This is a genomic window from Streptomyces sp. NPDC102274, assembly GCF_044766385.1.
In the GTDB taxonomy this organism is placed as follows: Bacteria; Actinomycetota; Actinomycetes; order Streptomycetales; family Streptomycetaceae; genus Streptomyces.
Genome location: NZ_JBIWLW010000002.1, coordinates 279,475 through 304,021 on the forward strand (window position 1 = coordinate 279,475; position 24,547 = coordinate 304,021).

The following is a 24,547-nucleotide window of genomic DNA, read 5'->3' on the forward strand; positions in this document are numbered from 1 at the left end:
GCCGGAGAAGGCGGAGACGCCGGAGACGCCGGAGAAGGCGGGGAATCGGGAATCCGGAGAATCCGGGGGGATCACCCGTACGAGCATCGACAGGCGGCGTACGCGATTCGGCGGCTAGGCTCCCTGAATGGACACCAGGCGCCTGTTCCGTCTCACCGCCACCGCGTTCGTGGCGGCCGGTCTGCTGATCTCCGGCTGCAGCTCCGGCAGTTCTTCGTCGGAGGCATCGACTTCGGATGCGGACGCGGGCTCCGGCGCGGTGTCCATCGATCCCGCCACGCTGAAGAAGTACTACGAGCAGAAGCTCAAGTGGCGCGCGTGCGGAGTCCCCGGTTTCGAGTGCGCCACGATGAAGGCCCCGCTCGACTACACGAAGCCGGACGGTACCCAGATCGATCTGGCCGTCTCCCGCAAGAAGGCCACAGGACCCGGCAAGCGCCTCGGCTCCCTCATGGTCAACCCGGGCGGCCCCGGCGGCTCGGCCATCGGCTACCTCCAGGCGTACGCGGGCATCGGCTACCCGGCCCAGGTCCGCGCCCAGTACGACATGGCGGCCATCGACCCGCGCGGCGTCGCGCGCAGCGAGCCGGTCGAATGCCTCACGGGCAAGGAGATGGACGCGTACACCCAGGTCGATCAGACGCCCGACGACCAGGCCGAGACCGCGAAGCTGGCCGCGTCCTTCAAGAAGTTCGCCCAGGGCTGCGAGAAGCGCTCCGGCACGATCCTCCCGCATGTGTCCACGGTCGAGGCGGCCCGTGACATGGACATCTTCCGTACCGCATTGGGCGACCAGAAGCTCTCGTACGTCGGGGCGTCGTACGGAACCTTCCTCGGCGCGACATACGCCGAGCTGTTCCCGAAGCGCACCGGCCGCCTCGTCCTCGACGGCGCGATGGACCCGTCCCTCCCCGCCCGTGAACTGAACCGCGACCAGACTGCGGGCTTCGAGACCGCCTTCCGGTCCTTCGCCGAGGACTGCGTCAAACAGCCCGACTGCCCCCTGGGCACGAAGTCCGTGGCCGACGTCTCGAACCGTATGAAGACCTTCTTCACCGCACTGGACGCCAAACCTGTCCCGACAGGCGAGAGCCGCCCCCTGAGCGAGTCCCTCGGCACGACCGGCGTGATCGCCGCGATGTACGACGAGTCCGCCTGGCCCCAGCTCCGCCAGGCCCTCGCCGACGCCATGAAGGGCGACGGCGCGGCCCTGCTCTCCCTCGCCGACTCGTACTACGAGCGCGACAGCGAGGGCTCGTACGCCAACCTGATGTACGCCAACTCCGCCGTGAACTGCCTGGACCTCCCGTCGGCCTTCAACGGCCCCGAAGAGGTCACCCAAGCGCTCCCCTCCTTCGAACAGGCCTCCCCGGTCTTCGGTAAGGGTCTGGCCTGGGCCTCCCTGAACTGCACTTACTGGCCCACCAAGGCCACCGGCACCCCGCACCGCATCGAGGCGAAGGGCGCGGCCCCGATCGTCGTGGTCGGCACCACCCGAGACCCGGCGACCCCGTACAAGTGGGCCCAGTCCCTGGCCGCCCAGCTCTCCTCCGGCAGGCTCCTCACCTACAACGGCGACGGCCACACGGCGTACGGCCGCGGCAGCGACTGCATCGACACGGCGATCAACACCTACCTCCTGGAGGGCACGCCCCCGACGGACGGCAAGAAGTGCTCCTGACCTGCGGAAAGACCCCCGCAGGAGGGGTGTGCGGAGCACCCTCCAAAACTGTGTAGACTTTGGCGTGCTGCTGATCGCACCATGGTGCGGAAGGCGCGCCGCCTTAGCTCAGTTGGCCAGAGCAACGCACTCGTAATGCGTAGGTCTCGGGTTCGAATCCCGAAGGCGGCTCCGGAAAACCCTGGGACTCACTCGCCGTGACCTGGGGTTTTTCCTTTTTCGGGGCATGACGCGTCACGCGGCCGGGGTGCCGCGAGACGGCTTGCGTGAGCGATGCGTGAGCGGAGCGGTCCGGTGCCCTACTTCTTGGGCTTCTTCCGGTTGCCCTTCTTCTTGGTCCTGGCCTCGGCTTTTGCCTTGTCCTTGGCCTTCTTGGCGGCCTTACGGGCCTCCTCCGCCGCGGTCTTGCGCTGAAGCGGGACCAGTTTGGCGGTGGCCTCGGCCGCGTTCTTGCCGACCTGTGGCAGGACGCTCTGGTAAATGTCCCGCGTAATGCGGGTGTCGCTGTGCCCGAGCGTGTCCGACACGATCTTCACGTCGATGCCGGCGGCGAGCATGAGCGTGGCCGCGCCGTGCCGGAGGTCGTGCAGCCGGATCGGCGGGAGTCCGGAGGCGGCGACGAGGCGCTCGAAGAGGTCGGTCACCTTTCCGGGATGGAGCCAGGAGCCGTCTTCCTGGGTGAAGACCATGCCGGTCTCGACCCAGGCCGTTCCCCACTCCTCGCGGTCCGCGTCCTGCTGTTCGCGGTGCCGCTTCAGGACGTTGACGGTGTCGTCGTCGAGCGCGACCACGCGGAAGCCGCTGTCCGTCTTGGGTTCGGAGGTCTCGACCTCCCACCCGTCCTGGACGAGCTGGGCGGAGACGGTCAGGGAGTGGTCGTCGAGGTTGGTCTCCGACCAGGGCTGCGCGCATGCCTCGCCCCGCCGCAGGCCGCGGAAGGCGATCAGGTGCCACATCGCGTACAGCCGGTCCTCCGCGAGGAAGTCGAGGAACGCGCCGGTCTGTTCGGGCGTCCAGACCATGACGGGGGAGGGCTTCTCGCCCGTCTGCTCCCACCTGGCGACCCGTGCGTCGGTCCACACCAGGGCCTTCGGCTTGCGCACGGGGTCGAGCTCGACGTGTGCTGCCGGGTTGAAGGTGAGGATCTGCTGGCCGATCGCGTCGTTCAGCGCAGACCGCAGCGTGGCCTTGATACGCAGCCGGGTAGCCGGACCGGTCACACGCCGGAACGGGGGCATGGCGTCGATCGCCGTCTTCATCACCTTGCGGTGGGCACGGTTGTCCGTGCCCTTCCACGCCACGGTGGCCAACTCCTGGACCGCGGCCCGGCGCTGGGCGTTCTGCTCCAGGATCTCGGCATTGGCGTCGGCGATGGCGGTGAACATGTCGCTGAGGTGGCTCACGCGCAGCCGATCGAGACGGTGGTGGCCGATCCGGGGCTTCAGATGGAACCGGATATCGGTCTCGTAGCGGCTGAGTCCCGACTTGCGGATGCGCTTGCCGTCGAGCCATCGGTCGAGCCACTCGCTGACGGTCAGGCGGCCGATCAGGTCCTGACCGGACTTCAGGCGCCGTCGGGTCTCCTCGACATCGGGCAGTGGCGACTTCTCGTCGCCGACCTCCTCCAGCATGGCCGCGATCTGTGCCATGCCCTCGGGGTCGTCGGTGTCGGCGAGGCCGAGCAGGGCGCGTATGTGGTCGAGGTCGGCCTGGGCCGCCTTGAGGGAGTCGTAGCCGGCGCGGCTGAAGGAGCGGCGGGTGCCGTCTTCTCGGGGCGGGAGTTCCTGGCGTATGGAGTACGAGCCGTGCTTGCGGCTGGAGAGCTTCGGGCACTGCTTACCGAGCGGCTTACCGGTGTGGGCGTCGCGGCAGTAGCAGCGGCGGTGGGTGGAGCCCTTCAAAGATCATTCTCCTCTGTGGTGTCGCCGACGGGTGGGTCGACGTCGGCGAGTTCGGGTGGCAGGTGCGGTGGTGTGCCGCCGTCTTCGCGGATGAAGGCGCGGGCGCTGCGGAGCCGGTACTTGGCTTCCCACACCCTTTCGGCGTAGTCGGCTTGGGCGAGGACGGCTTCCTCGCGTTCGGCCTGGTTGGGTGCCGTCTCGGCTTTCCAGCGCTCGTGCTTCTCGCCCTTCAGGGCGGCCAGGGCGGCGCGCTGGTGGCGGACGTGGGCGCGGAAGGAGCGGAGCATGTCGTCTTCCATGCCGAAGTCCTCGCTGTCGCCGGTGAACCAGCGCATGGCGTCCCATGTCGGGTCGGAGTGCTGAAGGGGCAGGCGCTGGACTCGGTCGACGTAGCCGACGGGGTAGAGCAGGCAGATGGGGTAGGTCCGCAGGGCTTCGGCGAGGACGAGGACGTCGACCAGGGGCAGGCTGGCGCGGCGGCCGGATTCCATGTTGGCGATCACGTTGCGCGGGATCGGGTGGCCGATCTCCGCGCAGCGGTCGGCCAGGTTCTGGGCGCTCATGCGCAACTCCTTCCTTCGTCTGCGGACCTCGGCGGCCACCGTGGCCATCACCTGATCCACCCACTCGGGGACGTCGTCCTCGTCATCACCAGGATCAAAACCGCGTTGTGTCATGAGGACACATTAGCTTCCCGATGATGGTTAGTGATCGCCTGGAGCCGGACGTGATGCCGCGTTCGCCGAGGGCTCACTCATGGACGGAGAAACTGGATGCGCGACAACGAGACCGCGGAGCAGCCCAAGGGCATGACGCGAGAAGAGTTGCTGGCCCTGCCCGCCGCCGTCGACCTGGACACCGGCAACCGGGCGCTGGGCTTGGGGCGAAGTAAGGGCTACGAGCTGGCCAAGCGCGGCCAGTACCCCTGCAAGGTCCTGCGCCTGGGCAAGGCGTACCGCGTCGTGACCGCCGACCTGTTGAACCTGCTCGGCCTGGCCGCATGACCGCCCGAGCCCATAGCAGACGCTTCTGCGCTGAGCTGACACAGAAACGCTGGACTGTGTCGGGGCGTGGACGTACTGTCCGTGTTCCCTCGCCCCGGCCCAGGAAGCGAGAAAGCCCCCGGCGCGCCAACGCCGGAGGCTCCGCACACTCCACTGCCCGCATACCAACGAACGACCTGCGTGAGTCGGGCCTGCATGCCCGACGTCACCGGAAAAGGAGCTGCCCTGTGCAACCTACGACACCCGAGCCCTATTCCGCACCCGGCAAAGCGGCATGGCCGACGGTCGCCGTGCCCGGCCGGCCCGGCCACGCTCCCGAAGCCGCCCCGGCGGCCGAGGAGCGGGCGCCGGATACGGTCCCGGTGAATCAGCCCGCCGAGGAGGCGGTGCCGGACCCGGAGCCGACGTACGGCTCCGAGCTGCTGAGCGAACTGCGTTCCCAGATAGCCCAGTTCGTGATCCTGCCCTCCCAGCAGGCGCTACACGCGGTCACGCTGTGGGTCGCGGCGACGCACCTGCAGCCCGCGTGGCAACACGCCCCGCGCCTGGCGGTGGTCGGGCCGGCGAAGCGGTGCGGCAAGTCACGGCTCCTGGACGTGCTGACCGAAACGGTCCACGAGCCGATGCTCACCATCAACACCACCCCGGCGGCCATCTTCCGCTCCATCACCGACGAACCGCCCACCCTGCTGGTGGACGAGGCGGACACCATCTTCGGCACCCCGAAGATGGCGGAGAAGAACGAGGAGATGCGCGGCCTGCTCAACGCCGGCCACCAGCGCAACCGGTACGTCACCCGCGTCGTCGGCAACGACCACACGCCCCACAAGTTCTCCACCTTCGCCATGGCCGCGCTCGCGGGCATCGGCGACCTGCCCGACACGATCATGGACCGGTCTGTGGTCATCCGCATGCGCCGCCGGGCCGAGGGCGAGAGCGTCAAGCCCTTCCGCTCCCGCCGCGACACCCCCGCACTCCATGACCTGCGCGACCGCATCGCCGCATGGACACGGCCGCAGCTCGACAAGGCCGCCGACCGGGAACCGGCGATGCCGGTGGAGGACCGCGCCGCCGACACCTGGGAACCCCTGGTGATCATCGCCGACCTCGCCGCCGGCCCCTGGCCACGCCTCGCCCGCGCGGCGTGCGCGCAGATGGTCAAGGCCGAAGCGGCGGCCGAGGAGGACCACCCCAGCTCAGCGCGGATCCTGGCCGACATCCGCCGGGTCTTCGTCGCCCAGCGCGAGGTCGACAGCCTCTCCACGGACGAACTCCTGCACCACCTGCGCCAGGACCTGGAAAGCCCGTGGGCGGAGTGGGGTCGCAAGGGGCTGGGCCCGCGTGAGCTCGGCTCGCTGCTGCGCGACTTCGACATAAGGCCCGGCAACGTCCGCCTCGCCGACGGAACCCAGCGCAAGGGCTACACGCGCAACAAGTTCCTCGACGCATGGCGGCGCTACTGCCCGACCGTCCACCCGGTCGACACCGGCCCCGCGCGCAGCGAGGGCTGAGACCCACCCAGTCCCCGGTTGCCGTCCTTGCCGTCCCTGCCGTAATCCCGCAGGTCAAACGGCATGCAGGCAAGACGGCAACCGGGGCCAGGACGGCAACACGATCATGACCGACGTTGCCGTCCGCCGGGACGCCGCCCACATCCGTCTTGTGCCGTCCCGGACGTCCCCGCCGTATCACCGCAGGTCACAGTACATGCGGCCGGGACGGCAAGACGGATGCGATCCGTCCGTGGCCACCGAACCGCAGCACCCGCCGCCGGTGCGTGGCCCCAGGACGCGCCGGCGCCGCCAGGACGGAACACCGCCCCCCTGCCGTACCGGCCCTGACCTGCGCTTGCAACGGCCAAGACGGCAAAGACGGACCACGCCACCACCCCAGGAGAACCCCGCTTGACCACCCTCTCCACACCCACCCACCAGGACCATCGCCCTGGCGAAGGACGGCCGATGACGAGCAAGCAGGCCGCTGAGCGGTACGCGCTCGTCGCGGCGGGCGTTGTCATCGTGGCGCTCACCGCCGGCGGATTCTGGCTGTCGTACGCGCACCTCGCAGAGGTCGCCGGACAGCACGGCCTCAAGAACTCCCCGGTCCGCCAGTGGGCCTGGCCCGCGACCCTGGACGCCTTCATCGTCGCGGGTGAACTCCTCATGCTCCGTGCGGGTCTGCGCCGCGTCGCCGACGGCTGGGCCATCGCCCTCACCGCCACCGGATCGATCGGTTCCATCGCCCTCAACGTGGCCGGGGTCAACGGCACGGGCAACACCAGCGCCGTGCCCCTCCTCGACTACGTGGTCGCCGCGGTTCCCCCGACAGCCGCGCTGCTGGCCTTCGGCGTCTTGATGCGGCAGATCCACCAGCTCGTCGCCGACCCACCCGACGCCACCGAACGCCACAACGGTCTCCCGGAGCCAGCCGGACTCGACGTGGCGGACGGTCAGGCCGACGTGGCTCGGGGTTCTGCCGAGGTGGCGCAGGGCGCCGCCACTGTGACGGAAACCCCGCAGTCTTCCGCCGAGCCGGAAGACCAGAAGCCCAGCGCTGTGTCCGACGAGTACCTCGCGATTGCCCGTACCGCGCCACTGGGACGCGGAGACCGTGCCTCGCGCCGCCACATCGAAGCGACGATCCGCGGCAAGGGCCTCCCGATCGGCAGGGCCGACGCGGAAAAGCTCAAGGACGTCCTGCAAGCCGAACTCGATGAGGCCGCCTCTCAGCGGCAGGACGACCTCGACATGACCCCAGCTGGCGCTCCCTGAGCCCCCGCGCTCCCATCGCTCCGGCGCAACTCGCATCGCTCGTCCCCGCGCAGGTCCGCGGGGACGAGCGACCGCACCGCAACGAGTCAACCCGACACCGCCGCTCCACCCGTCCTCGCCCTGACAGGTATGGGACGAGGTCGACCGGTCACTGGCTGGCCATCAACACCCCATGGAGAAGCACCTCATGCGCAACCAGCACCACGAACCCCCGTCGCACCAGCAGGAGATGACCACCACCCCAGCCACCAGTGCGCCAGCAAGGTATCCCGCTGGACCGTCCAAGGACGGCCGCAACGGGGAAGTCTCCGCCCCGGGGGTGGCGGAGGACCTCGGGCGCCAGGGGACACCCGAGGAGGAACCGTCCGCCGACACCGCCGCCGCCCAGCTGCCGCGCGCCGCTGAAGCCGCCGCACTGCACCGTGTCGCCCGACGCCGCAAGCCCGACCCGAACGGCCAGCGCAAGGAGCGTGTCGATGCCCGCTACAGCGTCGACGAGAAAACCGAGATCCTCGCCATGGCCCGGTCGCTGAACATCGCCGGCGCCCACTACGTCGGCGCCGTCGTCATGGCACACGTCCACGGCGACCTCGCCCTGCCCGGCCAGCGAACCCCGCTCGACGACTACATCGACGAGCTGACCGCCCTGCGCCGCGAGGTCGCCAAGATCGGCCACAACATCAACCAGATCGCCAAGAAGCTCAACTCCGGCGGCCATCCACACCCTGTGGACGCCGCCGTCCTGGCCCAGGGCGAACGCACCCTGACCGCGGTCGGCGCCACCGTCCGCCACATCGCGGCAGCCGCGAACCAGGCCGTCGCCAAGAAGGCGGCCCGATGATCGCGAAGATCCGCAGCGGTAAGGAAACCGCCGGACTGATCCGGTACCTGTTCGACACGAAGAAGGCCAAGGACCACACCGACCCCCATCTGGTCGCCTCCTGGGACGGCTTCGCCCCCGACCCCGGCCGCGCCGACGACTTCGACGCCGCCAGGAGGCTCCTCGTGGCCGACCTGGACCTGCACGTCAAGCAGGCCCGGCGGCTGGGCCGCGCTCCCGAGCAGCACGTGTGGCACTGCTCGATCCGAGCCGCCGAGAGTGACCGCATCCTCAGCGACGAGGAGTGGGCCGACATCGCCCGCCGCGTCGTCGCGGCCACCGGCATAGCACCCGACGGTGATCCGGACGGATGCCGCTGGGTCGCCGTCCGCCACGCCCCCGACCACATCCACATCGCCGCCACCAAGGTCCGGGCGGATCTGCGCACCGCACGCCACTGGAACGACTACCTCACCGCCGACCGTGAACTCGCCGCCATCGAGAAGGAATACGGCCTGCTCCAAGTGGTCCGCGGTGACCGCACCGCTGCGAAGCGGACCACCCGTGCCGAGCAGGAGAAGGCCCGCCGCGCCGGCCAGGAGAAGCCCGCCCGCGAACGGCTGCGCGCCACCGTGCGCACCGCCGTGGCCGCCGCCACCAGCGTGGAGGAGTTCGTCCACCTGCTCAGCCACATCGACGGCGTACTCGTCGAGATCGTCTACTTCCCCTCGGGTGACGTGCGCGGCTACAAGGTCGCCAGCGAAGACACCACCACCGCCGACCACGAGCCCGTCTGGTTCTCCGGCTCCGAACTCGCCCCGGACCTCTCCCTCCCCAAGATCCAAAAGCGCCTGGAGAGCATCGACCCACAGTCCGCTGAGAAACCAGGCCGGCGCAGGCCCAACCCCTGGCACCAGGCCACCGCCGCCGCCGAACGCATCCCCCACCACCTCGACCAGACGGACGACGAAGCCTCCCAGGCCCACCTTGCCGCCTTCGGCGAGGCCCTCGACGCCCTCCCCCTCCTCGCACCCCAGCCCCTGCGGCCCCAACTCCGAGAGGCGGCGACCGCGTTCGAGCGCGCCACCCGCTCCCGCATCCGGGCCGAACACCACCACGCCCGCGCCCTGCGCGGCGCCGTACGCGCCATGCTCCGCGAGCCTGCCCCCAAGGACGGCGCCGTCCTGGCGATGTTCCTGGACGCGGCGATCCTCGTGGTCGTTGCCGCTGCCCGCTGGCACCAGCTCCGCCACCACGACCAGCAGGTTGGCGCCGCCCAGCTGACACTGCTCCACCTCCAGGCCGCCTACGACCAAGCCGCAACCGCACCCCTGGCCGCCCTCGCGCAGCGCCAGCCACCCCAGCAGGCCGTCGAACGGCAGATCCGCCGCCTACGCCAGGTCGTGCCCGAGCACGCGGAGCAGATCATCGAAGACCCCGCTTTCGCGGCTCTCACCACCACCCTCGCCGAGGCAGAAGCAGCCGGCCACGACCCGGAACGGCTCCTCCAACAGGTCACCGACCAGCGCGCCCTGAACGACGCGCGCCGCCCTGCACGAGTCCTGGCCTGGCGCATCCAACGCCTCAGCGAAAGGCCAGCACCCAGCGCACAGACCCGCGCAGCACAAGCCCACAGCCCAGCCTGGGCCGGCAGCGCAGCACGGCGCCCTGACGCTCCAGAGCACACGGCAGCAGCCGCCCCGGCCCAGCAGCCGTCACAGGCACGACGGCGCTGATCTCGATCTCAGTGCGTGCGGTGACGCGCGGGGAGACGCCAGAACAAGGCACCGCAGCACGAAGCCGGGCTCCCCCAACTGGGGGGCCCGGCTTCACCGCGTGGGAGGCCCTGGAACTGCTGGAGCGTCCAGGAGCCGGTCGAATGTGCTCTCCGACAGCACCCGGCGCAGCACCGGTGCACTGGAACTGAGGGAATCGGCGAACACGGCGACAAAGTCATGCGCGCCAGCGCCGAACGACGCCGACAGGGAGGTCACAAGGCTGCCTCGGCCTTGTCGAGCGCCTTCTCCAGGTTGGCGTCCACAAGTCCCGGCGCGCCCGAGACGAGCACAAGGACGTTGCCGATCCGGATCGCCGTCTGCTTGACGACGCTGCGCTGCCCACCGATCGAGTAGGTGAGCCGCTGGCTCCACTGCTCGTTGCCCAGGTCGGGGGCGGGCGTCACCTGCGTGCCCACTGTGACGACGGTGTTGCCCGACACCACCTGGTACGTGGGGCAGGAGACCATCGCATCGAAGATCTCCCCAATGCCCTTGGACAGCTTCGCCGCGGTGTCGCTGTACAACTCCTCAGCCAGCTCGGAGTTGCTGCCACCAGCGTAGGCGAAGGACGCCTTGGCCTTGCGGGGGAAGGCGAGGCTTGTGCCGGTCGCGGCGTCGCCGCCGAGCTTCTCCAACGCTGGGCAGCCGATCACGGTCACGTCGTCGTGGGCCGCCGCGCGCTGCGGCATGCGGGTGTAGTCCCCGCCGAGGTCGCTCTCGTCCAGGAGCCGCTTGGCCAATGCGGTCGAGGACAACGGAGCGAGCGCAGAGGCGCTCTCGCCGTCCGGGCGCACCGGGACGGTCGGGGAGGGCATCGGGCCGGAGGAGGTGGCGCTGCCATCGGAACAGCCCGGCAGGGCCAAAATAGCGAGGGCGCTGAGGCTGAGGACGGTCGTGGCGTGAAGGCGCATAGGAAACCCCTTTTTGGCCTGTTGTGGCCTGCGAAGCGGACGGTCTGACCAGGCCGGCCCTCCGGGCGCCGGCGGTACGAAGGGGAGCGGGGGTTTCAGGAGGTCAATGGCCGAGGTGGCGCAGGCCCTCTTCGAGAGTGGGGTGGAACTGGTCGACGGGACCGGAGTGGCGGTTGAACCAGACCGCATCCAGGCTGGGCTCCTTCGTCTCGTGGCCCGCCCGGCAGCGCAGCCATATCGAGTCGTTGCGCCTGCAGAAGACGATCCAGTCCCGGTACGCGCCGCACCCGGGGCACGTACGGACCTCGCCGTCGACGACGAGCGGCTGCAGCCAGCGCATCATCACCCCGGCCACCTCCTGGCGCGACGGCACCCGCAGCTCCGGCGGCAGGAAGTCGGGCACAACCTCTTCCCCTGCGGCGGGGGCTTGTGGGGTCGGCTCGGGGAAGTCGGGCCACGGCTGCGTGGCCTGCAGCCGCAGGAGCAGCGCGTGACCCGCACGCTGGGCTTCACGGAACTCGCGGTCCTCGCGAGCGCGTCGGAACAAGAACAAGGCACTCTCCTTCTCTTTCACCTGGCGGGCACGGGGCACGCCTCGTTTACCCTGCTGGCACTCCGGAGATCGGCGACGAGCCGTTTACGACAGCGGCTCTATTGGGCGGGCGCCGTCAGTTGCGGCGGACGACGGTGAGCCGCCCCTCGGCGCTCGCGGGGACGGTGCGGCGGGGCACAGGGACCGGTGAGGCGAGCGAGGCGGCGAATGCCGCCACCAGCTCATGGAGGACGCTGGTGCTGAAGCTGGCACACCACAAATACGGGGCGCTGACGACGGGTTCCGCCCACGCCTGCCAGCCCACCAGGTCGGGGCGCGGGTCGGCGTCTTGGATGAGTGGCGGCAGCATCTCCAAGGAGACGCTGCAGGAGAATCCGGGGTCCGTGGCGGTGGTGCGGGGGCGGTCCACGTCGCGGATCCAGCCTCGGGAACTCAGCTCGTTGAGGACCCTCCGCGGCGCCTCGGAGCCGACGTCGGGCGCCTCGCGGGTGTCGATCGCCACGAGGAGATCGGCGAGCGCTTCGTACGGGACGCCGGCCGTGAAGTACGCGTTCCACGCAGGCACCACGGAGGTGGCATCCGGGCGGGCGCTCAGCTGCCAGGCAACCGGGAGGCCGCCCAGTTCGAACGGGTAGGCCGCGAGGGTCCATTCGGCACCGCGCAGCTCATCTGGGCTGACGTACAGCAGGGTGTGGCGGGAGGTAGGCCACATGCGCCAGCCGAGGCCAGCCAGGGTGTCGCCGATCCGTTCGGCGAGGGCCCCGTCGTCACCCGCCAGATGGCGCGGAGTGACCCAGTACACCGGGTCTGGCGAGTCGGGATGGGAGGGTTCGCTGGGGTGGTGCGGGTGCAGGGGCGTCTCCGTGGGATCAGGGGGAAGGTCTTCCTCAGGGCGTTGTACGTTGGCATGGTTTGCAGCAGCACACCAGCCCTTGCGGGATCTTTCCTGTCTGCCTCCGGCGAACTTGCTCCCCCCAGGCCATTCAATCGACGCGTCTGACAGCGAACCCAGCCGTTTCGGCCTTTGTGATAGCGAACCTAGTCGTGAGGGGTGAGCACGCTGGGACCACACCCCGTGCGTATCTGCCGTACGGGGGAACATGCACCGAGCGCTGCCCTCAAGCGCGCGGCCTCGGGACGGCCATTCGCAACAATCGCCGCTATGACATCGATGACGCAGACCTTCCGACAGGCCCTGCAGACTGCGCTGGCCAGCCGGAAGACGGTGAGCATCCGCAGCACCCTGATCGAGATGCTGGAACGGGATCCCTCCAAGGCAGAGATCTCGGCAGCCAACAAGGCGGCCCGAAGGATCGCCGAGGACGGGGACGCGGTCCTCATCTCCCTGCTTCCCGACCAGGCCGGCGCCGGCGCGTACGTGCCTACGGCCCGCGGCGCCAGGGGGCGCGCGTCGAACTACCTGACCCTGGACGAGAAGATCATCAAGGACCTGCCCTGCCGCGTCGAGTTCGCGACGGAGAAGTGGGACGCGCTCATCGACGAAGGCATGCGGTCCACCCAACAGAAGATCGAAAGCGACCCAGGTCTGTCGGCGTTCCTGCCCGACTGGAGAGCCGAACCGCGCGCTGAGAAGCGGGCTCGCCTCACGGCGGAGGCGGCAGGAACCAGCTGACCCGCTGTTCAGTGCGTCTTTTCCGACACCGGCCTGTTTCGCCGCATCGGTTCAGTGGCGTCCGCCTGGATCCGGGCACCGGGCCGTCCATGACCCGGGGAAGGTCCTCCTGGACGGTCGCCCTCGCGGTCGCGCTGGGCGGAGCTGCCTCGTCGATGTGGGCATGCTGCGGGCGGAGCCAGCCGTGTTCGGGCCGGTGGCCTCCGACTCGACGGTCTCCCGCCTGATCGGCCAGCTGGCCGCCCGCCAGATAGCTAATCCCACGATGCCAGAGCATCGTCTACCGAAGGAGCGTTCTTCGCCAGGGTCGTCCGCCAGTCAAGGTGACCGCGGTGTTGAAGATGACCGACGATGACGATGCGCGCCACGTCAAGCTCAACGGCCAACTGATTGACCCAACGCGCACCGATACGATCTGGGACGTCAGGAATGCCGTGCGGGAAAACCCACTCCGCGGCCTCCGTGTCTGCGTCCTTCTCCCATTTCGTTTCATTTCCTTGAGCCTCGTCGAGCCCCTCGACGATGAGGTGTTCAGCGTCGACGTGATCAAGCAAGATATGCGCAATCTCATGCAAAAGAGTAAATAGGATCTTGTCGAGCCTTTTGCCGCGACCAGACAAGCCAATGACTGGATATCCGTCGACCAGCATCGAGCACCCGTCAATCTTGGCACCCGGAAGCGATTCGACATATACCAGACGCACACCAACCGCACTAAAAAGGTCAGGTAGGTCCTCGAAGTCAGCGGCCGACTTCAGTGTGCGCGAAAGAGTGCCTGCAAGCTCCCTCAGGCGTTTCGCGCAGTATCTCTCCTGAGGCGGAAGCTTACGCGCTTCCCTTCTGATACACGCGACCCATGCTCGCTGCAGCGAGCTGATATCTTCGCTACGGTTGGCTCGTCTAGCAGCAGCTGCGAATCCGGGCTCGTCATCAAGGGAATCCAGCTCGAAAAGTTCCTTCACCTCGGCCTCGAGGGCATCCAAGGTGGCGCCGGTGAGGAAGCCGCGCCTCTTCAATAGCTGGATTGGCCCCTTGTCGTTTAGGCGGGCACGCCGACGCACCTCGTCCAGCTTTACCTGGGCGTTCTCATTCTTGAACTGCTCGGCGAGTAGGTACTGGTCCTGAAGGTTGAGCCAGTACTCCGCTGTATGGCCAAGGGCTGCGCCGATCTGCGCCGCCGACTCCCTGGTGATCTCCTTTTTGCCGGTAACGATCTCGGAGACGAACTGAGTCGGGCGATCCAGAACCGCAGCGAAATCAGCCTGAGACCAGTCCCTGGCCTCGAGCTCCCTCCCGAGGAGTTCGCCAACCGGCACCTGGGCGATCGGCAGCGGGTCGTGTGGAGGGGTGCTCATCGCGAGGCTTCCATCTCTGGAGTCAATAGCTCGAAGATCACGGCACTGTGGCTCTCTGTGCTCTTGAACGTCAAGTTGATAACGCGGCCGGAACTCAACTTCGCCCGCGCCTTGTTCAGGTCATGGGTGTCACCGGGATGGATGCGCAACATGCGCGAGTTCCGCAGGTCGGCGTCGAGCCGAGCTGCACGCGCGCACTGAACGAGGACGCGAAAGTCCGAGACCTCCCGGGCGCTCCAGCCTTGCGGCCGGAATCCGGGGTCCGTAGCGAGGCGATGCAACTCCTCATCCATGTACTCCCGGTCCACGTGCCTGTTCTCCATCACCCATCGGCTGATGACGCTCCTACCTGCTTCGCGCGGATTCTACAGGCATCACCGAATTTCAAGGCCCCTTAACTCACACTCACCCCTTCACCCATGGGGTGATGATGTTGATGCTACACTCGCATCCGAGCTCGCCGATCGGCGGAGGGCGCCATGGAAGGGGACTGTCATGACTGCACCCAGTCACGAGCAGGAGCATGACAAGAGGGATAAAGAGTTTGAAGTAGCCATCAACGGCACAATGGTCACCCTCGACCACGACACCGTGACCTATGACGAACTTGGGCAGCTCGCGTACCCCGGTCACGACCCGCAGGCGATGTTCACCGTCACCTACAAGAACGCCATTGCACCCCATGGCGGGGACGGCATCCTGGTCGCCGGCGAGTCCGTGAAGGTCAAGAAGAAGGGCACGTACTTCCATGTCCGGCTCACGACTCGTTCGTAGTAGCGCCGACCTGGCCCGTCTGGTGCAAGACGGGTACGCCGTCCGCGTCGTCAACGGGTTCCTCGTAATCGACGACATTCCGTTCGTGGACGATGCCGCCCAGGTTCAGTGGGGATCCTTCATCTGCCCGCTGGATCTGAGCGGCGACACCGCGACGGCTCCGAGTAGTCACGTTATGTGTTTTGTTGGCGGCGTACCCCGCAACAAGAATGGCGAGCCCATCGACGGGCTCGTAAACGATGGCGTTCAGAAGTGGTCTGCCAGCCCGGAGCTCACCGCGAGCTGCGGCTTCTCCCAGAAACCCGCGGGCGGCTATCCAGATTATTACGAAAAGGTCACCCAGTACGCCGCGATGGTCATCGGGCCAGCCCAGGCCATCGACCCCGAGGTGACCCCGCTGACCTTCAAGCCTGTCGAGACCGACGAAGACGATGGTGTGTTCCGCTACCTCGACACATTCTCCAGCAGGGCTGGCATCACCGAGGTCAACGCGCGCCTCGCGCTGAAGAAGGTTGTGATCGTCGGTCTCGGGGGTACTGGCGCATACCTGCTCGACCTGCTCGCCAAGACCCCGATACACGCGCTTCATCTCTACGACGGCGACGTCCTCCGCACGCATAACGCCTTCCGGGCCCCCGGTGCCGCGAGCCTTGCGGACCTACAGGAGGGCCTGAAGAAGGTCGAGTACTTCACACGGATGTATTCGCAGATGCGTCGTCACATCGAGGCTCACCCGGTGAACGTCACCTCTGAAAACGTCGGCGAACTCCTCGACGCCGATTTTGTGTTCCTTGCGATGGACACGGGCCCGGACAAAAAGGCCATCATCGAGGCGCTAACCGTCAACGGTATCCCATTCATCGATACTGGTGTCGGGGTCAGCAAGGACGCCGAATGCATCGACGGGCAAATTCGCATCACGACGTCCCTTCCGGGTCGCGTGGAGCATATTGAGCGAGATGGGCTCATCTCGTACTTCGCCGGGGAGGGCGCCGAGTACGACACCAACCTGCAGGTAGCCGAGCTGAACTCCTTCGCTGCGAACTTGGCAATCTTCCGGTATAAGAAGTACCTCGGTTTTTATGCTGACACTGAGAACGAGCTGCACACCGTGTATGCGGTCGGCTCGAATGATCTCTACAACCGCTACGGCACCTCTACCAACCAAGACGAGGGCATCGGACTGGGCGCCGAGCCGGTCCCGGCCAGCGCTGATACTGGGGACGGGTCGGAGGCCGCCGCGTGAAAGCTCGATCCTTGATGCCGGTGTTCATCGAGCACATCCCGGCCGAACCCGAGCCGGGTAACATCTACATCTCCATGCAGTTCGAAACCGCAGTCCATCTGTGCGCATGCGGATGTGGTTCGAAGGTCGTCACACCATTCGGACCGCACGACTGGACCCTGACCTTCGATGGCACTGTGTCCCTGCGACCGTCCGTCGGAAACGGACAACAGCAGTGTAGGTCGCACTACTACGTCCGCAGCGACTGTATTGACTGGTTGCCACGAATCTCGGTGGCAACCAGTCGAGTCGCTAGCTCCCGCGACCGCGCCGCGCACGTCGAGGCCCTCCCTCAACCTCTGGCGGGACGAGCGTCCTGGTGGCGCCGGATTTGGAACCGAATGCGACGCTCCTCCGGCACCAGCCGTAGCAAACGGGATGAATAAATCGCCCCAGCGAACTGGGATAACGCCTGAAGAATTGATGCCAAGCACGTCGCTGCAACGACCAGGAGCACTTAGCACCAGACGGTCTTGTATAACAGCACACCGTCTCTCCGGACGTGCCCTGGCGGCCCACACCCTCGAAAGCGACACTCCTCCACGGCATCGCCCGCCATCAGCGCCTCTGCTGGATCGCGCGGCTGGCGGATCGCATCGAGCGCAAGCAGAACGGCGCCGACTCACGATGGTGAGTCGGCGCCGCGCCCTGATCTCAGACGTCGATGCGGGCGACCTTACGGCCGACCTTGAGGTACAGCTCGGCACCTTCGAGTGCCCCAACCTCGCTCACGACCTCACCGAGCGCCTGCTGCACGGACGCCTCGGTGAGCGGCGTAGGTGCCTGCTCTCCGTCCGCCTCAAGGATCAGACGGAGGCCCTTCTGCTGAGCCACACGGCGCACGGCGGAAATGCTGGGAGCGAAGTCCAGCGTGCGGCTGATCAGCGCCCCGAGCGTGTCCTCGGCGTGGTCCTTCAGGGAGATCACGGGGAGGTTCTGGGTGTCCGCGAAAGAGCGCTTGGAGAAGCGCGCCGTGAACTCCGCGCGAGCGGCAGCCGCAGCGTCCAAGCCGTGGAGGGCTGCCACCACCTCGCCGGCGAGGATGCGCTTGATCGCCATCGGGTGCGCGGTCCCCTCCTCCAGGCGCTTGGTGATCACGCGAATCTCATCGTCCGTCCACTCGGTGAGCAACTGGAGGTACGGCTCGGTCAGGTGGTCGGGGATGGACATCAGCCGGCCGTAGACGTCATCAGGCGACGCCGTCAGGCCCACGTAGTTGCCCTTGCTCTTGCTCATCTTGGTGCCCGTGCCGTCGGTGCCGTCGATGAGCGGGGTGGTGATGACGACCTCGGGGTTCTGGTCCGAGATCTCCATGACCTTGCGGCACATCTGGAGGTTCAACAGCTGGTCCACACCGCCGAGTTCGACATCGGCGTCGATGGCCACGGAGTCCCAGGCCATGACGACGGAGTAGACGAACTCGGCGACGGACAGCCCATGGCCATCGGCTAGCCGGGTGCGGAAGTCCTCGCGCTGGAGCGACATGGAGACCGGCACCCGGGCAAGAACCCCGACAAGCTCCGGCAGGGTGACCTTGTTCAGCCACTCGCCGTTGAAGCGCAGGTCGGCACGCTCGAAGTCGATGAACGGTGTGACCTGCTGCTGGTAGCCGCTCAGATTGCGGGCGATGTCCTCGTCGGTGAGGGGAGGCCGATCCGAGGACCGTCCCGACGGGTCACCGATCTTGGCCGTCACGTCACCGATGATGAAGACGACGTGGTGGCCCATCCGCTGGAACCGGCTGGCGATGATGATCGGTACCGCGTGGCCGAGGTGGACGTCGGGCGAGGTCGGATCGATGCCGTACTTGACGACGAACGGGCGTCCGGCGACCTGCGCGGCTTCGATCCTCTCGGCGAGCACCGCGGCCGAAGGGATCAGGTGGTTCGCACGCCCCTCGACCAGTGCGGCCTGTTCCTCGGGGGAGAGGTCGGAGAGGTCGAGGGAGCGCCGTGCTGTTGTCTCGCTGAGCAGCTGCGCGGCCGTATAGTCCGCGCCCAGGTCCGCTCCATCGAGGATGTGCATGACACGGGTGACAGACTCGCTCAAACGGCTCATGGCGCTTATACGCTCCTGGGTCGGACAACTGGCCTGACCAGTAGGGATTGGAAGCGGCGATTTTATCATCGCCACCCCCGTCGCATCACCGAAATGATCACGGTTCAGCCCGCTCTCCCTGGGTCGTCGAGAGCTGTACCAGCGGCCGGCCCACGATCGCACTGGAGAGGGAGCGTAGCCACGGGGCTATTGGGTCTCGGGCTCGGAGCGTGGCGATGAGCATCCCCGGAAGGAAGATCATGGCGGGCAGGTGCTTCTTTCGCTGCAGGGCGGATTCCACTCTGTGCCCGGAAGCGAGTACGCGGAAATGCTGGGAGATCCCCCTGAGCTGGCGAGTGGTCGCCCAGGTGGGAGGGTTCCCATCCATCATGCGGAGCCGATCGGAGAGTCCCAGACACACCTCGGCCCGATAATCCTGCGACAGGCCGGGCGTACTTCGGTCGGTCATGTTGTGCGAGTGGACCCGATAGGAGGTCAACGGGTCCTGGAGGACGGCACCGCGGCCAGCCTCGCGCAGCGCGTGGAAGAAGATCTCGTTGCTCACCGGCAGGAGGCTGAGGGTAGCCTCGCGATGGACCACCAACGTGCTCGTGTTTCCGCCCGGGTGCGGGTCTTTCAGCTTGGGGTTTCCGTTGGAGTCGACGACGTTTTCCCAGTGCTCAATGAACAGCGTTTCACCCGTCATCGCCTCGGCGCATGTACGGAGCTTCGATGCGTGGAACCAGTCATCGGCGTCGAGCGGAGCCACCCAGTCGCCTGTGCTGAGAAGAAAGGCGTCGGTCAAGGTTTGGCCGAAACCTTGCTGGCTCCTCCGGATGACCTTGACGTTCTTTTCGTGGCGACGGCATACCTCCTCAGTTTCGTCGTTGGATCCGTCGTCGATGACGATGATTTCGTGAAGGACGAAGTTTCCGGGCTCCTGTTCAAGACAACTTGTTATGGCCTGGTCGAGATATCGGCCGTAGTTGTGGCACAGGATCACGCACGAAATACGCGGAGTGGCGCTCACCGGTCACCCCCGTACACGCGGGCGTAGTCGTCCAGGATCGTCCTGTGTTCCTGGGCCCTGTAGTCGAGGAACTCGTGGTCGAGGCGACGGGGCCTGGAGCCGAGCCGCGCTGTCGCTTTCTCGAGCGCGGTCAGGAACTTCTCTCCGAAGAGGTTGGGATGCCCCTGCGACCAGTCGAACCATTCGGGTTCCTCGACGAGCCCCTTGTGCCGCTCATACTGCTCGGGCAAGTGCCCTGTGAGGGAGCAGACCGGAAGCAGGTTCAGGTCGAAGGCCAGTTCCAGCTGCCCGGAGTGACTCCCCCAGAGGTACGGCAGCAGCAGGGAGTCCGAAGCCAGCCCGGCTCTGACCACTTCGTCGTCCGTGGGATACGGGCGCATGGTGAGGCGGATACGGGGATCGTGCCGGGCCGTCTCCAGGAGCAGAGGGGCACGGCCGGCGTCAGCGAAGTCTGCGGGGCTGAACGCGCGCAGGAGGACGTGGAGCGTGCTGTGGGGATCCGTGATCCCCAGGCTCCAGTTGGCCATGGTGGACAACTGGTCCCGGCTGGCCCGGGAGGCACCGAACATGAGGTACCTGGCCCCCGGGCCCCTCGCCTCGCGCTCCAGGTCAGCCAGCGACTCCGGGGCAGCGACGTATCCGTGGGGGATGACCGTTGCAGTGACCCGCTCGCCGAGGACCTCCGTCAGCTTCGTGACGGATCCCTCAGTGAGACAGACCCAGCTGACCTCGGCAGATCGGAGCAGCCGCAGCCGCTCCTCGAAGCGTTCGGCGTTGCCGACCATGGGCCGGGTGTCATGGGCGGTGAAGACCACGTTGACCCCGTAGCCCAGGCACGCGTCGAGCAGGCGCTCCAGGGTGGCGATGTCCTCGAAGTCGATGTGGTGCAGGTGCAGGACGTCGAGCCACGTGAGAGGGCCGTGTTCGAGTAACCATGCGGCGCTGACCGCCTCTGGCACAGTCTCGCCCGTGGGAATCTCCGTCCCGTTCAGGATGTGGAAGTCAGGGCTCTGGAGCTTCCACGCGTACGGGGTACGAGCCGGCAGGTGAACGACACGCAGGCCCCTGGACCGGGGAACCGCCGTCACTGTTCTCCCACCTCCGTCCCTCCCGCACCGACGAGGAGCAGCTGGGTGGACAGACCGTTGGAGGCGTCGTCGCTTCGGGTGAGGCCCGCGTAGTGGATCTCGAATCCGGATACCCGCAGCAGCGCCTGGAACTCGTCGCTTGCCCACTCCCGCACATGGCTGGGGTTGCGCGGTGGTCCAGGGGTGTCGTAGCCGCTGCGGCGCTCACGGGCCGGTGTGGACAGGACGGCAGCGGCGCTGCCCTCCTGCAGCAGGGCCAGGATGAGGGACAGGGCCGGGGCCGGGTCCACCAGGTGCTCGATCACGTCGGAGCAGATCACCACGGACCGGCGGACGAGGTCCGGGTGGAGCGGCAGCCGCTCTGACGATTCGAGGTCCGCCTCCACCCACTGTCCGAAGGGGTGGTTGTCGTGGCACCAGCGCAGGTTGTCCCCGAAGTCCACGCCGACGAAAGTCCAGTCGGGGTGCGCGGCGGCGAGCGAGGCCAACTTGCCCGCCTGCCCGCAGCCGATGTCGATCACGACGTCACGGCCGAGCTCGTTGGCCCGCTCGGCGGCGTAGGGGTACACGTCGGGCTGCCAGGTGACGGTGTCGTCCGTCTCGTCAACGAAGTACTCGACCTCGCTCCGGCTGCGGTAGCCGCGGCGAATGAAGAAGGTCTCGGGGCCGCCTATCGGCTGCGAGGACTCGGAGAGGGCCGGGGGCTGCGGGGCATCGGGGCCAGTCAGGGGCTGTGATGTGGTCGTGGTGTCCGCGTGCACAGTCAGACTCCTTGCTTGCTCGGGTGTGTGGTGCGGCAGAGGGCGCACGGCCTGCTACAGCCGCGGGTTCGGCGCTCCGCCGGAGGGGGCCTGCTACTTCGGCCAGCAGGAGAACAACGTGATCAGCCGCTCGACGAGCTCCTCGCGGATCACATGCCACTCCCGGTCTACGGCGCGCCGCGCGGCGGAGACGCGGTCGTACTCCGCCTGGCCGACCTCGGGCAGACACGCGTACATCTGGAGCAGGGCCGACCCGTCGTCGGAGGGTGCCGAGTCGGTGTCCGCCGCCAGCAGGGCCCTGATGTCCTCGGCGGGCATGGAGCCGTCGATTCCGGAGCCGGGGATGCTCTTACTCATCTTCGGCAGGCCCCCGAGGCCCGGGATCATCTTGGTGTAGATGCCGGCCAGCCGGTCTGCGGGCAGACCCCAGCGTTCCGCCCCGCGCCGGGCGAGGGCGACGTACTTGTGCTCGTCGACGCCCAGGGACACCAGCACGTGCCGTCCTTCGCGCAGCAAGTGCACGAAGTCAGCGGCCATCAGCAACGTGGCCTGCTTCATGCCGTAGTTGAGGTGGTCGAAGACGCCGTGGTTGCGGTAGAGCCCGGCGAGGTCCTCCTCGGCCCAATGGAAGTCGTCGTCGTCCAGATGGCGCGAGAGCAGGAACGCGGTGGCCATGACATCGGTCTCGCCCTCCTGCCGACGCAGTACACCGCGCCCTGGATCGAAGCCGAGCCCCAGTGCGAACTCCTCGTACTGGTCGGCCAGGCGGCGCACCGCGTCCAGCGGCGTGCGGCGCGCGTTGTAGGAGTCGAGGTCGCCCAGCACGATCTGCACGTCGAGCCCGTGCTGCTGGAGCTTGACCGCACGCAGCAGCTGGAAGAGGGTGCCGGCGTGCGGTGGGCCGCCGAGCCCGATGCCGGTCGTAACGATCGTCGGCTGGCCCGCCGCGACGGCGTCCGCGAACTCCCGCGCCCCGGTGTGGCACACCCACTTCGTGTGCAGGTCACCGGGGCTCATCCCCGCGAGGGCGAAGTCGATGGTGCCGAGGCCCAAGTGCTCGTACTGGTGCTGGTCGATGACGCTCTCGTAGTACGCGGTGTCGAACTTCATGCGATCCCCTCCAACTGAGGCTGCTCTCGTAGGGCGAAGGCTCGGCGGACCAGTGGCTCGAAGCCGTCGGCCAGCAGGTCCCCGATCACGGCGTTGCGGGGCGCGGCCACGCTGCCGAGGTCCGCGGTGACCGTTCCGTCGGCGAGGACCCAGACGCGGAACGGGTACGGGTCCTCGGGCGCCCGTGTGGGTTGGGCGAAGATCTCCACCGGGGCGACGGCACCGCGCACCCCGTCCACGGCTCGGACGAAGTCATCCCGCTCGAAGCCGTAGAGCTCCGCCTTGCCCGCGCTGGCACGGCCGATGGGCCTGTACTGGGAGATCAGCCAGTACTCGACCGGCGTGCGGTCAGCGATGGCGGCGACGAACTCCGCGAGCCGCGGCAGCTCCCGCGCGGACGCGGCCGTGGTGAACGTGTTGAAGGCGAGTCGGCGCCGGTCGGCGACGAGGAACTCGACGTTGGACCGGAACCGTTCGAAGTAGCCCTGCCCGCGGAACCAGTCGGCCGAGTCCGCCTCCGGACCGTCGATGGCCAGGGAGTAGAGGGTCACGTGGTCGCGCACCCCCGCGTAACGGTCGCTCAGGAGCAGCCCGTTGGTGTGGAGATTGGTTTCGAAGCCGGCTTCCCGTGCGTGCCGGAGGGCGACCTCCAGGTGGTTGTCGTAGGGCATCACGGGGTCGCCGCCGGTGAACACGATCCGGTGGGCTTCGGACTCGGCGCGGACCTGGTCGATGACCCTCCGGACGGTGTCCGGGTCCGTCTTGACCCGGTTGCGCTCCCGGTAGCAGAACCGGCACACACCGGGTGAGGCGCTGGTCGGTGCCAGGTCCCAGGCGTTGCAGTCGGTGTTGAGGACCAGGTGAACGATCGCGAGTTCGTCGTGCGTTAGCATGGGGCCTTCTCCTTGTTGCCAGGGCTGACCAGGAGGGCTGTCGGGGAGACGGGCCGCAGGAGCGAGCGGAGCTTGTCCGGGGCACCGCCGGTGAGGCGTACGAACTGCTGCAACGTGTCCAGACCCGCGCCGGCGTCGATGATCGTGAGTGCCGTGTCGATGCCGGATTGGATGGTGTGCACCGCCTCGGACATCACCATGAGCAAAGCCGCGTTGAGGGCGACCGCGTTCCGCGCCCGACTGGTGTCCTGGCCTGCCAGTACGCGTATCGCGGCGGCGACGTTCTCCCGAGGGTCCTCGTGCTGGGTGACGGACATCAGGTCCTGCGGCATCGACGACGCGCCCTTGCGTACTTCGTCGTTGAAGGTCAGGTCCTCGTCGCCGGCGTTGATGCGGCAGGCCCGTACGGTGCTTCCGGGGATCAGTTCGTCGACCTGGACCGCCTTGCCGAGGCTGGAGTTGATGACCGTTACGTCGGGCAGGCCGAGTCTGGAGAGCAGCCGGGCGGAAGCGCCGACGGCGGGGTGCGAGAGGCCGTACACGTAGGCGGGACAGGTGACCGGGCTGAGGAGGGCGGGGAACGCCAGACTGAGGGCGTGCACGGCCTGGAACCTGCCGCCGTAGCGACGGTCGAACTCGGGCACGCGGTTCTCGATGGAGAAGAACCCGAAGCCGGTCTCCGCCGTGATGTCGACCATCTCCTGGTGCGGCACCGTGTCGTTCGTCGCCCCCACGAGGTCGATGAAGTCACGGGACCCGGTCTTCGACGACGCACTGCGCGATCCGAGCTTCGCGACGTGTGCTCCCCCGGTGGCCGCCACCAGCGCGGCGGCGGTACTGAGGTTGATCGTCTTGAAGGTCTTCTTCCCACTGCCTGTGTAGCCGACGAACCGCATGCCTTCCGGAGGCTGATGGAAGTCCCAGCCGCTTCGGTCCAGGGCGGTCGCGGCCTGGACAGCGGCCTCGACCTCCTCCAGTCTCGGTCCCCGCAGGAGCAGTCCTGTCAGGACGCTTCCCAGCATCACGTCGCGCGTGTGGCCCTCCGGTAAGGCGAGGATGCGCGTGATCCCGTCGTGGACGTCCTGGGGTGGGATGTCGGCCGGCGAGTTGATCTTGTGGGCCAGCAATGGCGTTGTGACCGCCATGGCGTGGGCTCCTTCCG

24 protein-coding genes, 1 tRNA gene and 1 pseudogene are annotated in these 24,547 nt (G+C 67.5%); 12 read left to right on the forward strand and 14 right to left on the reverse strand.

Going from position 1 to position 24,547, the window contains the following annotated elements; all coding sequences use genetic code 11:
- Positions 1–127: 127 nt before the first annotated feature.
- Both ACIRQP_RS03680 and ACIRQP_RS03685 read left to right on the forward strand, forming a co-directional pair.
- Entirely contained in the window at positions 128–1,681 is a 1,554-nt protein-coding gene (locus ACIRQP_RS03680) for an alpha/beta hydrolase (protein ID WP_403882813.1), read from the forward strand.
- Between the two features lie 97 nt (positions 1,682–1,778).
- Positions 1,779–1,852, forward strand: a tRNA-Thr gene (locus ACIRQP_RS03685).
- Between the two features lie 128 nt (positions 1,853–1,980).
- Here the strand turns inward: ACIRQP_RS03685 and ACIRQP_RS03690 are convergent.
- A complete protein-coding gene (locus tag ACIRQP_RS03690) occupies positions 1,981–3,582 on the reverse strand; it encodes a tyrosine-type recombinase/integrase (protein WP_403882816.1) in 1,602 nt (533 codons plus the stop codon).
- On the reverse strand, positions 3,579–4,259 hold the full coding sequence (locus ACIRQP_RS03695; RefSeq protein WP_403882819.1) for a transcriptional regulator: 681 nt from the start codon (positions 4,257–4,259) through the stop codon (positions 3,579–3,581). The genes ACIRQP_RS03690 and ACIRQP_RS03695 overlap by 4 nt, the downstream gene beginning before the upstream one ends.
- 96 nt (positions 4,260–4,355) lie before the next feature.
- Between ACIRQP_RS03695 and ACIRQP_RS03700 the strand changes: the two genes are divergently transcribed.
- The 5 genes from ACIRQP_RS03700 to ACIRQP_RS03720 all read left to right on the forward strand — a co-directional run bounded on the left by ACIRQP_RS03700 (position 4,356) and on the right by ACIRQP_RS03720 (position 9,913).
- The gene (locus tag ACIRQP_RS03700) at positions 4,356–4,586 is read left to right on the forward strand and encodes a hypothetical protein (protein WP_361305856.1); all 231 of its coding nucleotides are present in this window, start codon (positions 4,356–4,358) and stop codon (positions 4,584–4,586) included.
- 227 nt (positions 4,587–4,813) lie between these two features.
- Entirely contained in the window at positions 4,814–6,097 is a 1,284-nt protein-coding gene (locus ACIRQP_RS03705; RefSeq protein ID WP_403882823.1) for a DUF3631 domain-containing protein, read from the forward strand.
- A gap of 393 nt (positions 6,098–6,490) precedes the next feature.
- Complete coding sequence (locus ACIRQP_RS03710; RefSeq protein WP_403882826.1) at positions 6,491–7,357, forward strand: DUF2637 domain-containing protein; 867 nt, start codon at positions 6,491–6,493, stop codon at positions 7,355–7,357.
- A 187-nt stretch (positions 7,358–7,544) separates the two neighbouring features.
- Positions 7,545–8,198, forward strand: coding sequence for a MobC family plasmid mobilization relaxosome protein (locus ACIRQP_RS03715; RefSeq protein ID WP_403883283.1), 654 nt, complete (start codon positions 7,545–7,547; stop codon positions 8,196–8,198).
- Positions 8,195–9,913, forward strand: a complete 1,719-nt coding sequence (locus tag ACIRQP_RS03720) for a relaxase/mobilization nuclease domain-containing protein (RefSeq protein ID WP_403882829.1) — start codon at positions 8,195–8,197, stop codon at positions 9,911–9,913. Before ACIRQP_RS03715 ends, ACIRQP_RS03720 begins: the two co-directional genes overlap by 4 nt.
- Before the next feature lie 254 nt (positions 9,914–10,167).
- Here the strand turns inward: ACIRQP_RS03720 and ACIRQP_RS03725 are convergent, their stop codons facing one another.
- From ACIRQP_RS03725 to ACIRQP_RS03735, 3 genes are all read right to left on the reverse strand, one after another.
- A complete protein-coding gene (locus ACIRQP_RS03725; RefSeq protein WP_403882832.1) occupies positions 10,168–10,866 on the reverse strand; it encodes a hypothetical protein in 699 nt (232 codons plus the stop codon).
- Between the two features lie 103 nt (positions 10,867–10,969).
- Positions 10,970–11,419, reverse strand: coding sequence for a hypothetical protein (locus ACIRQP_RS03730; RefSeq protein ID WP_403882835.1), 450 nt, complete (start codon positions 11,417–11,419; stop codon positions 10,970–10,972).
- A gap of 115 nt (positions 11,420–11,534) precedes the next feature.
- On the reverse strand, positions 11,535–12,221 hold the full coding sequence (locus ACIRQP_RS03735; protein ID WP_403882838.1) for a DUF317 domain-containing protein: 687 nt from the start codon (positions 12,219–12,221) through the stop codon (positions 11,535–11,537).
- Positions 12,222–12,581: 360 nt separating this feature from the next.
- Between ACIRQP_RS03735 and ACIRQP_RS03740 the strand changes: the two genes are divergently transcribed.
- The gene (locus ACIRQP_RS03740; protein WP_403882841.1) at positions 12,582–13,052 is read left to right on the forward strand and encodes a hypothetical protein; all 471 of its coding nucleotides are present in this window, start codon (positions 12,582–12,584) and stop codon (positions 13,050–13,052) included.
- A 40-nt stretch (positions 13,053–13,092) separates the two neighbouring features.
- Positions 13,093–13,296, forward strand: a pseudogene (locus ACIRQP_RS03745) (IS1380 family transposase); the annotation flags it as partial.
- 10 nt (positions 13,297–13,306) lie between these two features.
- On the opposite strand, the gene ACIRQP_RS03750 reads toward ACIRQP_RS03745, so the two are convergent.
- A complete protein-coding gene (locus ACIRQP_RS03750; protein WP_403882844.1) occupies positions 13,307–14,407 on the reverse strand; it encodes a hypothetical protein in 1,101 nt (366 codons plus the stop codon).
- Entirely contained in the window at positions 14,404–14,715 is a 312-nt protein-coding gene (locus ACIRQP_RS03755; RefSeq protein ID WP_390047645.1) for a hypothetical protein, read from the reverse strand. The genes ACIRQP_RS03750 and ACIRQP_RS03755 overlap by 4 nt, the downstream gene beginning before the upstream one ends.
- A 187-nt stretch (positions 14,716–14,902) precedes the next feature.
- Here ACIRQP_RS03755 and ACIRQP_RS03760 point away from each other — a divergent pair, with 187 nt between their 5' ends.
- From ACIRQP_RS03760 to ACIRQP_RS03770, 3 genes are all read left to right on the forward strand, one after another.
- Complete coding sequence (locus ACIRQP_RS03760; protein ID WP_403882848.1) at positions 14,903–15,181, forward strand: multiubiquitin domain-containing protein; 279 nt, start codon at positions 14,903–14,905, stop codon at positions 15,179–15,181.
- The gene (locus ACIRQP_RS03765; protein WP_403882851.1) at positions 15,156–16,427 is read left to right on the forward strand and encodes a ThiF family adenylyltransferase; all 1,272 of its coding nucleotides are present in this window, start codon (positions 15,156–15,158) and stop codon (positions 16,425–16,427) included. Before ACIRQP_RS03760 ends, ACIRQP_RS03765 begins: the two co-directional genes overlap by 26 nt.
- 74 nt (positions 16,428–16,501) lie before the next feature.
- Positions 16,502–16,852 (forward strand): DUF6527 family protein, encoded by a 351-nt coding sequence (locus ACIRQP_RS03770; protein ID WP_403883286.1) that lies wholly within the window; start codon positions 16,502–16,504, stop codon positions 16,850–16,852.
- A 268-nt stretch (positions 16,853–17,120) separates the two neighbouring features.
- Here the strand turns inward: ACIRQP_RS03770 and tyrS are convergent, their stop codons facing one another.
- From tyrS to ACIRQP_RS03805, 7 genes are all read right to left on the reverse strand, one after another.
- Positions 17,121–18,524, reverse strand: coding sequence for a tyrosine--tRNA ligase (tyrS, locus tag ACIRQP_RS03775; protein WP_403882854.1), 1,404 nt, complete (start codon positions 18,522–18,524; stop codon positions 17,121–17,123).
- A 97-nt stretch (positions 18,525–18,621) separates the two neighbouring features.
- Entirely contained in the window at positions 18,622–19,533 is a 912-nt protein-coding gene (locus ACIRQP_RS03780) for a glycosyltransferase family 2 protein (protein WP_403882857.1), read from the reverse strand.
- Positions 19,530–20,621, reverse strand: coding sequence for a hypothetical protein (locus ACIRQP_RS03785; protein WP_403882860.1), 1,092 nt, complete (start codon positions 20,619–20,621; stop codon positions 19,530–19,532). Before ACIRQP_RS03785 ends, ACIRQP_RS03780 begins: the two co-directional genes overlap by 4 nt.
- Positions 20,618–21,382, reverse strand: a complete 765-nt coding sequence (locus ACIRQP_RS03790) for a class I SAM-dependent methyltransferase (protein ID WP_403882863.1) — start codon at positions 21,380–21,382, stop codon at positions 20,618–20,620. Before ACIRQP_RS03790 ends, ACIRQP_RS03785 begins: the two co-directional genes overlap by 4 nt.
- 93 nt (positions 21,383–21,475) lie before the next feature.
- On the reverse strand, positions 21,476–22,492 hold the full coding sequence (locus ACIRQP_RS03795; protein ID WP_403882866.1) for a hypothetical protein: 1,017 nt from the start codon (positions 22,490–22,492) through the stop codon (positions 21,476–21,478).
- On the reverse strand, positions 22,489–23,385 hold the full coding sequence (locus ACIRQP_RS03800; RefSeq protein ID WP_403882869.1) for a radical SAM protein: 897 nt from the start codon (positions 23,383–23,385) through the stop codon (positions 22,489–22,491). The genes ACIRQP_RS03795 and ACIRQP_RS03800 overlap by 4 nt, the downstream gene beginning before the upstream one ends.
- The gene (locus tag ACIRQP_RS03805; RefSeq protein WP_403882872.1) at positions 23,379–24,530 is read right to left on the reverse strand and encodes a hypothetical protein; all 1,152 of its coding nucleotides are present in this window, start codon (positions 24,528–24,530) and stop codon (positions 23,379–23,381) included. The genes ACIRQP_RS03800 and ACIRQP_RS03805 overlap by 7 nt, the downstream gene beginning before the upstream one ends.
- Positions 24,531–24,547 lie beyond the last annotated feature (17 nt).